The organism is Paenibacillus sp. RC21 (genome assembly GCF_044907935.1).
GTDB lineage: Bacteria > Bacillota > Bacilli > Paenibacillales > Paenibacillaceae > Paenibacillus > Paenibacillus terrae_A.
The window spans coordinates 71,157-83,448 of the sequence record NZ_JBIYCS010000011.1 but is presented as its reverse complement, the minus strand read 5'-3'; the positions used below and the strand labels follow the sequence as shown (position 1 = coordinate 83,448).

Sequence of the window (12,292 nt, the reverse complement as noted above, 5' to 3'; positions counted from 1 at the left end):
GACTTGCAATGTAAACATTTTCAAAAGTAAGTTTTGCCTTTTAAATAAATAAGTAATGTTAACGCCATATGTCAATATTTAAACCTTCTTTCACTATACTGGATTTTGTCGTTTATGTGAACATTCAGGGCTATTCCGACACATTCAAATGTTTTATCGGTTCTATAAAGAAATTTTTGAAACCCCTTACATAATTTTTTAATTCATTTGCACTTTTTTACACAGGTCTTGTCTCACCTCCTTCTCGCATATGTATAGTAAAGCACTTATTTCATGGAATACAACTGTAAAAGAAAGGAGCCGTGAGAGCTTGAGCCGGTTGATCCTGAATCGCATATTTCGCGCTCTGTGGGTTGTAGTCGTAATTATAGCTCTATTGCTGGGCATATACGTGCTGTTCCCTCTCGTCTATCCCTTTCTGTTCGCCTGGCTTGTGGCCTATGCCATGAATCCGCTCGTTCACTTTCTGCGCAGCCAGGCCCGCTTGCCACGTTGGATGGCTGTCACGGTCTCGTTATTTGTATATTTAGGCGGAATCGCCGTTGTACTCTCTGCGGCCATAACGCGGATGGTTCGAGAGATCATCAGGCTCACCATGACCTTTGACGGACATATTGAACATTTTAAAAGCCTGTTTATCGACTGGACTCAGAGCGATCTGATCCAAAATGTAATTAATGAAATTAACCAATTTATCCGCAATAACCCCGATTACTACCATACAATTAACAGCAATATTGATAAAACGACCCAGACGGTCAGCTCGGCTGTCACCACACTGGTTGCCCAATTTTTTAATGGTATTCTGAATTTGCTGACCTCTCTGCCTAACATGGGCGCGGTGCTGATGGTTATTGTATTAGCGGCATTTTTTATCAGTAAGGACTGGGACCAACATAGCCAAATGCTCTCGAATACGGTTCCTGATACGATTCGCAAGCCTATGTCGGGGATATGGCACGATCTGCGCAAGGCGTTGTTTGGTTATTTGCGCGCACAGTTTATTATAATCTCCATTACCGCGGTGACCGTCATTATTGGACTGTTCATTTTGCGTGTAGAATCCGCCTTCACCATCGGTTTGATGATCGGGCTGGTTGATTTGCTTCCTTATTTAGGGGTTGGCATTGTGATGATTCCGTGGATTTTATATGCATATATGTCGGGTAATTTGGCATTAGGGGTAGGATTGTCGATCCTCTATATCATCCTGTTGGTTGGACGGCAAATTGTAGAACCTAAGGTGCTGGCCAGCAGCGTGGGTCTGAACCCGCTTCCCACCCTCATTGGGATGTTCATCGGGCTCAAGCTGTTTGGTGTGTTGGGACTGATTATCGGACCTGTGTCCCTCATTGTAGTGGACGCGCTCAATCGCGCCAATGTCATTCAGGACTTGCGCAACTATATTCTTGCCGGAAGAGTCCGTTGAGATCATGTGAGTAGGAAAAACGGCAGCTTACGTCAAAACCGCCGAAACGTAATGCTGCCATTTTTCATTTTTTTCTCGAGCCATTTCAATAAAAAGCGTCGGTACAACGCACGGGTCAAAGGAAAAACCAGCGTAAAACCGATAATATCCGTTAAAAATCCAGGGATAAGCAGCAAGCTCCCGCCGAAAAAGACACATAATCCATCCAGCATTTTGCGGCCGGGCATTTGTCCCCGATTCATTTCATTTTTCGCATCGGCAATGACCTTGCGGCCTTCAAATTGCATCATAGCGGCTCCAATCAGGGTCGTCAGAATGATAAGCAGAATGGTTTTACCCGCTCCAATCCAGTGACTTACCCATATAAACCCGTACAGCTCTGCCAGAGGAATAAGCAGCAACAACAGCCACAGACGTTTGCGCATCATCATGCTTTCTCTCCCTCCCCGCCTGTCATAGCAGACCGTAGCGCGGTGTACAGATCAGGTAGCACCTGATCCAGCCGGACGGGCTTCCATTCGGTACTCACCCATACGTGGCGTGTCACCCCGGTTACGAGCAGCTCTCCAGGCAGTGGGTCTGCCTGTGTCCATACCTTTCCAATCTGGCTTTTATGGTCCTCAGCCGTTACACGCCGGACCTCATAAGTGTAATTCAGACGCAGTCTGGAGAAGTCCGTGATCGCGGTATAAATGGTAATCAAATCATCATATCGGGCAGGACTCACATATTTCGCATTGATTTCGATAACGGGCAACAGAACACCTCGTTCCTCCATGCTCCGATAGTTAAAGCCTGCCTGCCGGATCATTTCCGTACGCCCGATCTCAAACCAGTTCAGATAATTGGCATGATATACGACCCCCATTTGGTCGCTTTCCTGATAACGGACACGCAGCGGTGCTCCATACCAGTGTAATTCCGTTTGTTTCTCCTCTTGTGTCATACAAGCTCTCCTATCTGTGTGCATCTTTATCTCTATATTTGCCCTCTCTCCATTAAACCATATTTACCGCCCCGGAACAAAAAGAGGGCCGAACCGTGATGGTTCCGCCCTCCCAAGCATTTTATAATGATGGCTTTATCATTTTGGCAACGGCTTGGACAATTTGTAATATCCGCTTTCCGAGGCCGCATTCAACAGACTTTTCGCTTGACTTCCTGCCCAAGCATAACCGAGTCGTCTCTCCTCACTGATTTTCATGATGTCAGTATACTTTTTGCCATCCCGGTCTGAAAAGAAGTACTTATTGTCTTCCACATTGTAGAAACGATACCACATTACGCTCGATGCGTCCTTTTGGAAAAACTCCGGACCTTGACGATTGTATTTGATACCGTCGATCCGATTAGTGTCAAACCATTTCAAGGCGCTCTGAGCAGTTTTTTTCACCTCAGCCGTTTGCGGTTGGGACATCAAGAAAGCCGTGATGCCTACCGATTCCGTAGTTGTTTTGGAAGCAAGCTCAAATGCCCGGGCTTCAACAGATGCATAAGTAACGGGATCATGCTGTGCACCCCAGATCGTAGGTGTACCATTATTTACAATTTGAGACTTAATTGTGTACTGGATTCCTTTGTTTAGCGCTTGCTGAAGTCTGGAGCGATATGTATTGTCCAGAATATCGCTATCAAACGGCTGCTTCTTGTTCGCAATATCATCCGCCAACACCATAACTCTAACCATTGCATCATCGTTGTAAGTTACGGCATCAGAATAATTACCACGTTTAGGGTATACTTGCGGCCAGCCACCGGAGGAATATTGAGAGGTTAGAACGAAGTCAACTGCTTTTTGTACACTGTCCTTAATGTCTTTATTTTTTGTTTTTTTGTATACATCCGCCAAAAAGCGAATTTCAGTTGTCGTAGCCTCATTATCAAATGTTCCCAGCTCTACGCCATCCTTGCTCTTCCAGGTGGAGCGTGCAGCTTTACCGTCCCACTTGGATTTATAATTCTTTTCCATAGCTTTGAAGAATCCGCCATGCGGCAATTGCCACGATACGATATTCAAGGCCAGTTTGGTATCCTTAGATACATCGCCAGTAGAAAATTTACTAAAATCACGGTACTTATCCAGCAAACTGTCCGCACTCACGCTAGCCAATGGAACAACAGCATTTTTGTAAATGGCCGTATCACCATACACTGCTTGGGTAACATTCACCTCCGCATCAGCTGAATCCTGCTCCGCTGCCGCCCACGAAGGGTTAATAAGCCCAGTTGTTACTGTAATCGCCATTCCTGAAAGGGCGATCCACTTGACAGAATCTTTAACATTAAACCTCATTCCAAACCTCTCCTTTAATATGATTATGGGTACCTCAAAACTATTAAACACATGTATTATATGAAAATATACCCAAATAATCAATATATTTTATTATATACAAATGAAAGAGTTTACTAAACTAATAAAAAACCCTCTTACTAATACTGGATTAGTAAGAGGGTTTATCCTATCTCATATATAGTAAGTCGACAAACAGCGTCGCTTACCCAAACCGGCCCATAATGTACTCCTGGGTCAGCTCATTTTCAGGATTAGTGAAAATATCATTCGTTTTGCCATGTTCAACCAGACTCCCGATATAAAAATAAGCAGTGTAATCGGAAATCCGTGCGGCCTGCTGCATATTGTGCGTTACGATGACGATTCGCAGATCTTTTTTCAACTCGGTAATCAGCTCTTCGACCTTACCTGTAGAAACAGGGTCCAGCGCAGAAGCCGGCTCGTCAAGCAACAAAATTTTCGGTTGAACGGATAGTGCACGCGCAATACAAAGACGCTGCTGCTGTCCACCAGACAATGCCAGGGCGGAATCATGAAGGCGGTCCTTGACCTCATCCCATAACGCCGCTTTACGCAGACTGCTTTCGACGATTTCATCAAGCTGTTTCTTTTTACGAACACCCCGGTATTTGGGACCGAAGGCGATGTTATTGTAAATGGATTTGTAAAACGGATTAGGCCGCTGCCACACCATTCCAATCTGCTGACGCAGCTTGATCACGTCTGTGCCCGGCGCGGTCAAATCCTGCCCATCCATCCAGATGTGCCCTGTCGTAGAAGAAGATGCAATCTCGTCATTCATCCGGTTGAGGGAGCGTAAAAAGGTCGATTTACCACAGCCGGAAGGCCCGATCAGGGCGGTCACTGTCTGCTCGGGAAAGGCCAGATTTACTTTTTTTACAGCCTCAAAGCTGCCGTAATAGATGCTTAAATCCTCGGTACTGAATGGTTGTGGAGCTTGCCCCGCAAGTTGTTCCGAGCGCGTAGATTGTATGGGTGCTGCAGGTGTTGCCGTTCGCGTAATGACTTGTTCCATGTTTCCCATCCCCTTTCTAATCCATCCGTTTGGCAGCTGTCAGGCGGCGGTAGACGACTCTTCCGAACCATCTTGCGATCAGGTTGAAGGCAAGTACGAGCAGCACCAATACCGCGGAAGCACCTGCGGCAATATCCTTGGAATCAGGAGCGATGCCTTCACTGTTAACCTTCCAGATATGCACAGCCAGTGTCTCGGCAGGACGCATCGGATTAATGGGCGATCTGGCATGCAATGGATTCCAATCAGTGAAATCAAGCGGCGGCGTACTCATCCCGGCTGTAAACAGCAACGCTGCTGCTTCCCCGAAAATGCGGCCTGCAGCCAAAATCGTCCCTGTAATCAAGCTCGGCAGCGCAGCAGGCAGCAAAATGGAGGTAATGATTTTCCACTTGGACAACCCGAGCGCAAGCCCGGCTTCCTTTTGCTCCTTGGGCACAGCCCGGAAAGCCTGTTCTGTCGTCCGAACCATCAGCGGCAGGTTGAATACTGCCAAGGCTAGGGCTCCTGATAACAGGGAAAAACCAAAATTAAATGTATTTACGATAAGTAAAAGTCCGAACAAACCGATGACGATGGACGGAAACGAAGACAATACTTCGACGACAAGTCGTATGAAGTCCGTAATTTTCCCCGGCTTCGCATATTGCGCCATGTATATACCCGCACCCCAACCAATCGGAATGGTGATAATCAAGGTTAAAATAAGTAAAAATACAGAGTTGAACAATTGAGGGCCGATGCCTCCACCTGCGCGTAACGTCTGAGGAGCACTGGTCAAAAAGTCAAAGGAAATGTGACTGACTCCGCGTGCCAAAATGAATCCAAGCAGTCCCACCAGAAGTGCGACAATGAACAATGCGAAGAAACAGATTACAAATGTAGCGATTTTGTCGGTCGTTTTAGCTTTCATCAAATCCGGTTTCTCCTTTCAAGCAGCCTTACCAGCAGCACGAAGATGAATGTCATGAGCAGGAGAACAAGCGCCATGCTCCAGAGAGCATTGTTATGAACCGAGCCCATAGCTGTATTGCCCATGCTAAGTGTAATAACACTGGTCAAGGTCGAAGCGGATTCCAGCAAGGATTGCGGTATATGCGGAGCATTCCCGATAACCATCTGTACAGCCAGCGCTTCCCCGAAGGCACGAGCCATACCAAGAATAATTCCTGTTAACAGAGCAGGCATCAGTGTCGGAATAATAACACGTGCAATTGTCTGCCAGCGGGTAGCGCCCAGGGCGTAAGAGGACTCACGCAGGCCACCTGGCAAGGATGACAATGCATCCGCCATAATACTCGTAATCGTCGGCAAAATCATCACTGACAACACGAGACAGCCAGCGAGAATCCCGATGCCTTGTCCCCCGAAAACGTCCCGCAGCAACGGAACAATTACGGTCAAGCCGACAAAGCCGTATACTACGGACGGAATACCGGATAACAATTCAATCGCAGGTTGAAGGATACGTTTACCGGATTTCGGTACAATTTCTGTCATAAATAAAGCCGCACACAAGCTGAGCGGGCTGGCGATCAAGGCCGCCAGAACGGTTACAGCAAAAGAGCCTGTAATAAACGGAAGTGCGCCGAAGGACTTGGGCTCACCATCCGGGCTCCATTTGGTTCCGAAGAAAAACTCTTGCAGACTGACTCCATTCACCGCAAATGTAGCTACACCTTTGGAGGCGACAAAATATACAATGGAGACAATGACTGCAACCAAAAAAACGACACAAACCGACGTATAAATGCGGCCGGTCCATTCTTCCCAGTAATGCCTTTCTTTCATACCTCGGGATCGTTTATTCTGTTCCATGTATGCCTTCCCTTCAATTGGTTCCATACTGTGACTCCTTTAACGGAAGAATAGAGGCTGGACGCTAGTCCGCCTCTTCTCCGTGAATATAACTTTGCATTTAGCTGCATTTCATCCGAACAGGAGGTGTATATCTCCTTATTTCGTAATGTTACCCTCAGCATCGCGTTTAACTTGCATGCCTGATACCGGGATGTATCCCAGGTCTACGACATCGGATTTTTGGATTTCATCAGACAGAATGTAATCCAAGAATGCTTTTACATGCTCTTTTGGCTCACCTTTGGTGTACATATGCTCGTAAGCCCATACCGGATATTTACCTTGCTCTACATTTTCCACGTTAGCTTCAACACCATCGTATTTCAATGCTGTTACTGTGTTGTCGATGTAGGACAGGGCTAGGTAACCAATAGCACCCGGTGTTTCAGCAATCAGCTTTTTCACAGTACCGGAGGAATCTTCCTGAATGGAGCCCGGCAGATCTTCCGTTTTTTGTCCCAAAGCGTATTTTTCAAATGTGGCACGAGTACCGGAGCTGCTTGGGCGGTTTACGATAACGATTTTTTGATCTGCGCCGCCAACTTGTTTCCAGTTGGTGATTTTACCTGTGAAAATTTGTACCAATTGATCTTTCTTCAAATCTGTTACGCCTACTTTTGGATTCGCTACTGCTGACATGGCTACAACAGCTACTTGGTGATCGACCAGCTCATCTGCGCCGCTCTCCAGTTTTTCTTTTGCAAACACATCGGAGTTACCGATATCCGCTTGTCCGCCGGAAACTTGAGTCAAGCCAGTACCGCTACCGCCGCCCTGCACTTGAACTGCAATTCCTTTATATTTATCTACAGCCATAAATTTTTGTCCCGCTTGCTCTACCAGTGGTTGAAGTGCAGTGGAGCCGACAGCCAGAATGTTACCTGTCAGTTCAGTAGCTGCTTTATTGTCTGTTCCTTTAGCAGCGTCTCCTTGTGGTGCAGCATTGTTACCCGATCCGCAAGCTGCAAGTGCAAATACCATGGTGAGAGTCATCAGAATGAACGGCCATTTTTTTAACATTTTTTATTGTCCTCCCCTTATTTAAGTGACGGTTTTTTATTTATGACCATCAACACTTTTACATTGTAGGCTTGGAATGTTAGACGAACGACTTGGTTTTGTAAAAGAAATATAAAATATTGATAGATAAATTGTTTTTCAGTATATAATTAATCTATAGTCTATTTTTTATACATGAATGCCATTTAAGGAGAGCTGTTCAAGTCCATGAATATTTTAAAATTGCGTATTTTAATGATGATCGACAAATTCCACAAGGCGACGGATGTGGCCGAGGCATTGCAAATTAAACAGCCTACCGTCAGCTTTCATATGAAAAGTCTGGAAAAGGAACTGGGAGTCTCCCTGTTCATCTCCCAACAAGGAAGGATTATGCTGACCGAAGCTGGCAAAAAACTGCTGCCTTACGCAAAGCAGATGGTTGCTCTGGAGCAAGAAGCAAGACAAACAGTGAATGAACTGGCAGAGCAGTCGCAGGGACAATTACTTCTCGGCGCCGAGTCCATCTCGGGCACGTATGTACTCCCCTCTATGATTGCTACATTTGCTCAACAATATCCCGAATGCCAAATTCAGCTAGACATTCAATCCCCGGATAAAATCAGACAGCTGCTAAAACAGGGAGAGATTGATTTTGCTTTTCTGGATGACAGAGGACATCCTCCCGAGCTTACGGTGGTAGAGCCTGTCGCTTCGGATCGGATTGGAGTTATCAGGTCTGCGTCTGTGCAGCATTCTTCCAAGCCAAAGGACATTTTGGGGACTGAAATGCTGGACAAGCACACATGGGTGAGATATAGCGGGACATCTGTTGTAGATCCGTATTCCTCGCTGATCAAGCCCCATCTGGAAATGAACTCATGGGAAGCGGTAAAGCAAGTGGTAAGCGTCGGGGAAACACTTGCCTTCTTCCCTGCCTGTGGTGTTCTTCGCAACGATGGTAATGACGTTCCGTTGGTAGAGTGGCTTCCTTGGTCCGATGCCGAGGAGAAGAATGAGCGTTATCACATAAATATACTGTATCAACGCGATACTAATCTCAGCATGATCCAGCAGGCATTTCTGGATTTTACACGGAAAGAAGGTTTGGGGGGCTAGAAACTGGAGAGTATAAAAAAGAGCATCCAAGTCATAAACGACTTGAATGCTCTCCCTGCCATACCTAAAAGATACAGCCTGTCTGTTATTCCGCATAAGCTAAAGTTAAAGTTACGCTTGTGCAGGAACACAGCTAATTTTAATCAGGTTCGTAGAACCAGAAGCACCGAGCGGTATACCTGCGGTAATAACAACCAAATCGCCCTCTTTAACGAGACCGGATTTGCGACCGCCTTCCAGTGCGTTTTCGATCAGTTTGTCCGTCGTGTCCACGACAGGTTTGCCTTGTACCGCATGTACTCCCCAGATCAGAGCCAGGCGGCGAACTGTTCTTTCCTGCGTTGTCACAGCAATAATTGGAGCTTGTGGACGATATTTGGAAATCATACGCGCCGTTGTTCCGCTTTGTGTGGACGTCAGGATGGCTTTGGCATGCAGGTCAAGCGCAGAAATAGAAACGGATTGGCTGATCGCTTCCGTAATACTAACTTCCTGAGCCGTTCTTTGTTTTTTGAACAAATCACGGTAGTTCAGAGCGGATTCTGCTTTCTCTGCAATACGGGACATCGTCAATACAGATTCTACCGGATATTTACCCGCAGCTGTTTCGCCGGACAGCATAATGGCATCTGTTCCGTCAAAAATGGCATTCGCTACGTCACTCGCTTCCGCACGAGTCGGACGCGGGTTACGTTGCATGGAATCCAGCATTTGTGTTGCGGTAATAACAGGCTTGCCCGCTACATTACACTTGGTAATCATCAATTTTTGCGCCAATGGCACTTCTTCAGCAGGAATTTCAACACCGAGGTCACCACGGGCAACCATCAGGCCATCCGAAGCTTCCAAAATTTCGTCCAAATTGTCGACGCCTTGCTGATTTTCGATTTTGGAAATAATTTGAATGTGACTTGCATTATGCTTCGCCAGCAATTCACGAATTTCCAGTACATCACTCGCTTTACGAACAAAAGAAGCTGCGATGAAATCAACGTCCTGCTCAATACCGAAAGTGATGTCGTTAGCATCCTTTTCTGTAATGCCTGGCAAGGAAATGTTCACGCCGGGAACATTAACGCCTTTCTTGCTCTTGATCGTTCCGCCATTGACAATGCGGCATTTGATTTCACTGCCTGATACTTCAATAACGGTGAGTCCGATCAGACCATCGTCGATCAGAATGGTGGAGCCGGGCTCCACGTCCGAGGGAAGATCCTGGTACGTAACGGAAATACGATCTTTCGTACCGAGAATTTCTTCCGTTGTCAGCGTAATATACTCGTCCTGAACAAGCTCAATAGGTTCAACTTCGAGCTTTCCTGTCCGGATTTCCGGCCCCTTCGTATCGAGCAAAATAGCAACGTTTTTGTTAAGCTCCTTACAAGCTTGGCGGATATTTTTGATCCGGTTGCCATGCTCCTCGAAATCACCGTGAGAGAAATTCAGGCGGGCTACGTTCATACCAGCCAAAATCAGTTTCTTCACATTTTCCAATGACTCACTGGAAGGACCGATGGTACATACAATCTTAGTTTTGCGCATTTGGGTTTTTCCTCCGTTTTCAAAGGTGCTACTTTATATCTTTTTCCAACAATTAAATCTACTACACTTTTTCCTATTTGTATAGGAAGTTCGTCATATTTATTGTTACCCGTTTCCAGCGTATTACAACATAGAACCTGGTTCCGAAGTTTTTAAAAAGGTATATTGGCCTATTTTTCGGAACTTTTGATACCGATCTTCCCTCAATTCGTCGCAGTTCATATTCAAAAGGTCGGCCAAATGGCGTTCCAGCGACTCCTTGATAGCGGCAGCGGTTACTTCATAGTTACGATGCGCGCCCCCCTTCGGCTCCGGCACGATATCCTCGATGACCTCCATGCGCAGGAGGTCATTCGCCGTAATCTTCATAGCCTCAGCAGCCTGATCCGCCTTGGAAGCATCCTTCCACAGAATCGAGGCCGCTCCGTTAGGAGAAATGGCCGAGTAAATGGCATGCTCCAGCATCAGCACACGGTTGCCGACGGCAAACGCAAGCGCGCCGCCGCTTCCACCCTCGCCGATGACCACACAAATAACAGGCACCGAAAGCTTTGCCATCTCCCGCAAATTGCGGGCAATCGCTTCCGATTGACCTCTCTCCTCTGCTGTATTACCCGGATAAGCGCCCTTCGTATCAATAAATGTAATGATTGGGCGTTTGAATTTGTCAGCCTGCTGCATAAGACGCAAGCCTTTACGGAATCCCTCCGGGTGCGCGCTCCCGAAAAACCGTGCAATGTTATCCTTCGTATCCTTGCCACGTTGCTGCCCAATAACGGTTACCGGAATACCATTCAGCTTGGCAATTCCACCCACGACCGCCAGATCGTCGCCATACAGGCGGTCGCCGTGCAGTTCAATGAAATCCGTAAACACCTGCCCGATCAAATCAAGCGATGTCGGTCGCTGATGATGACGAGCCACGTGCATTTTTTGCGGTGCTGTAATGTTCGTATATATTTCTTCCTCCATCTGGAGATAACGTTCCTCCAGACGGTTAATTTCATCGGTAAAATCAATTTGCTTATCCTGTCCGAATTGCTTGAGTTCTTCGATCTTCTGTCGCATCTCGACCAGGGGCTTTTCATAAGGCAATTCGCCAGCCATCTATTCCACCTCTTTCGCGCTGTGCAAATCGAGCAGTTGGCCAAGTGTATCGCGCAGTTCCTTGCGATGTACAACCATATCCAATTGTCCGTGCTGCAAATTAAATTCGGAGGTTTGAAAATCGTCCGGTAGCTTCTGTCTGATCGTCTGTTCGATCACGATACGTCCGGCAAAACCGAATACTGCCCCCGGCTCCGCGATGTTAATATCTCCAAGCGTAGCAAAGCTGGCGGATACTCCACCTGTAGTCGGATCGGTGATAACGGAAATATAGAGCAATCCCTGCTCGTCCATACGAGCGAGAGCCGCACTTGTTTTGGCCATCTGCATCAGGCTCAAAATACTTTCCTGCATACGCGCCCCACCAGATGTGGAGAAAATAATAAGCGGAAGACGCTTGTCTATCGCCTGCTCAATGGCGCGGGTAATTTTCTCCCCGACGACTGATCCCATGCTGCCAGTGAAAAAGTCAAAACTCATCACTGCAACAACAGCCGGAAGCCCATGAATGAGCCCATCGCCCGTAATGACAGCCTCTCGCAAACCGGATTTCAGCGTCTGCTGTTCCAGCTTGCTTGCATAACCTGGAAAACCCAGCGGATCAACCGAAATCATATCGGCATCATATTCTGTAAATGTATTTTCATCGAGCACCATGCGAATACGATCCATAGCATTAAGACGCATATGGTATCCGCACACCGGGCACACTTTCAGATTTTTTTCTAACTCTTTACTGTATTGAATGCTTCCGCATTTGCCACATTTGGTCATAAGACCTTCGGGGATTTCCCGTTTGGGACGATCCGGCATGTCCGCTTGATCGCCGCTCAGCGCCCGTTCCGAAGGGATGGTCGCGTATTTACGCTTCTTTTGGAATAAATCTTTAAACACAACTACACCT

The 12,292-nt window shown here is 46.8% G+C and carries 12 protein-coding genes; 2 read left to right on the top strand and 10 right to left on the bottom strand.

Features of this window, described 5'->3' with window-relative positions; genetic code table 11:
- Positions 1–310: 310 nt before the first annotated feature.
- Complete coding sequence (gene ytvI, locus ABIA61_RS24420; protein ID WP_404581371.1) at positions 311–1,429, top strand: sporulation integral membrane protein YtvI; 1,119 nt, start codon at positions 311–313, stop codon at positions 1,427–1,429.
- Between the two features lie 32 nt (positions 1,430–1,461).
- Here the strand turns inward: ytvI and ABIA61_RS24415 are convergent, their stop codons facing one another.
- The 7 genes from ABIA61_RS24415 to ABIA61_RS24385 all read right to left on the bottom strand — a co-directional run bounded on the left by ABIA61_RS24415 (position 1,462) and on the right by ABIA61_RS24385 (position 7,641).
- Positions 1,462–1,860, bottom strand: a complete 399-nt coding sequence (locus tag ABIA61_RS24415; RefSeq protein WP_013309596.1) for an FxsA family protein — start codon at positions 1,858–1,860, stop codon at positions 1,462–1,464.
- Positions 1,857–2,375, bottom strand: coding sequence for an acyl-CoA thioesterase (locus tag ABIA61_RS24410; RefSeq protein ID WP_283655359.1), 519 nt, complete (start codon positions 2,373–2,375; stop codon positions 1,857–1,859). The genes ABIA61_RS24415 and ABIA61_RS24410 overlap by 4 nt, the downstream gene beginning before the upstream one ends.
- A gap of 138 nt (positions 2,376–2,513) precedes the next feature.
- Entirely contained in the window at positions 2,514–3,722 is a 1,209-nt protein-coding gene (gene pelA, locus ABIA61_RS24405) for a pectate lyase (protein ID WP_404581370.1), read from the bottom strand.
- Positions 3,723–3,927: 205 nt separating this feature from the next.
- A complete protein-coding gene (gene pstB / locus ABIA61_RS24400; RefSeq protein WP_404581368.1) occupies positions 3,928–4,761 on the bottom strand; it encodes a phosphate ABC transporter ATP-binding protein PstB in 834 nt (277 codons plus the stop codon).
- Positions 4,762–4,777: 16 nt separating this feature from the next.
- Positions 4,778–5,674 carry a phosphate ABC transporter permease PstA gene (gene pstA, locus ABIA61_RS24395; RefSeq protein WP_014280701.1) on the bottom strand — a complete coding sequence of 299 codons (897 nt, stop codon included), beginning with the start codon at positions 5,672–5,674 and terminating at the stop codon, positions 4,778–4,780.
- On the bottom strand, positions 5,674–6,606 hold the full coding sequence (gene pstC, locus ABIA61_RS24390; RefSeq protein WP_404520691.1) for a phosphate ABC transporter permease subunit PstC: 933 nt from the start codon (positions 6,604–6,606) through the stop codon (positions 5,674–5,676). Before pstC ends, pstA begins: the two co-directional genes overlap by 1 nt.
- A 111-nt stretch (positions 6,607–6,717) precedes the next feature.
- Positions 6,718–7,641 carry a phosphate ABC transporter substrate-binding protein gene (locus ABIA61_RS24385; protein ID WP_404520692.1) on the bottom strand — a complete coding sequence of 308 codons (924 nt, stop codon included), beginning with the start codon at positions 7,639–7,641 and terminating at the stop codon, positions 6,718–6,720.
- A gap of 207 nt (positions 7,642–7,848) precedes the next feature.
- On the opposite strand from ABIA61_RS24385, the gene ABIA61_RS24380 reads away from it, so the two are divergent.
- A complete protein-coding gene (locus tag ABIA61_RS24380) occupies positions 7,849–8,739 on the top strand; it encodes a LysR family transcriptional regulator (RefSeq protein WP_404520693.1) in 891 nt (296 codons plus the stop codon).
- A gap of 111 nt (positions 8,740–8,850) precedes the next feature.
- Here ABIA61_RS24380 and pyk read toward each other — a convergent pair whose 3' ends face one another.
- The 3 genes from pyk to accD all read right to left on the bottom strand — a co-directional run bounded on the left by pyk (position 8,851) and on the right by accD (position 12,282).
- Entirely contained in the window at positions 8,851–10,281 is a 1,431-nt protein-coding gene (gene pyk, locus ABIA61_RS24375) for a pyruvate kinase (protein ID WP_044648779.1), read from the bottom strand.
- A 123-nt stretch (positions 10,282–10,404) separates the two neighbouring features.
- On the bottom strand, positions 10,405–11,388 hold the full coding sequence (locus tag ABIA61_RS24370) for an acetyl-CoA carboxylase carboxyltransferase subunit alpha (RefSeq protein ID WP_283655355.1): 984 nt from the start codon (positions 11,386–11,388) through the stop codon (positions 10,405–10,407).
- Complete coding sequence (gene accD / locus ABIA61_RS24365) at positions 11,389–12,282, bottom strand: acetyl-CoA carboxylase, carboxyltransferase subunit beta (RefSeq protein ID WP_044648781.1); 894 nt, start codon at positions 12,280–12,282, stop codon at positions 11,389–11,391.
- Between the last annotated feature and the right edge of the window lie 10 nt (positions 12,283–12,292).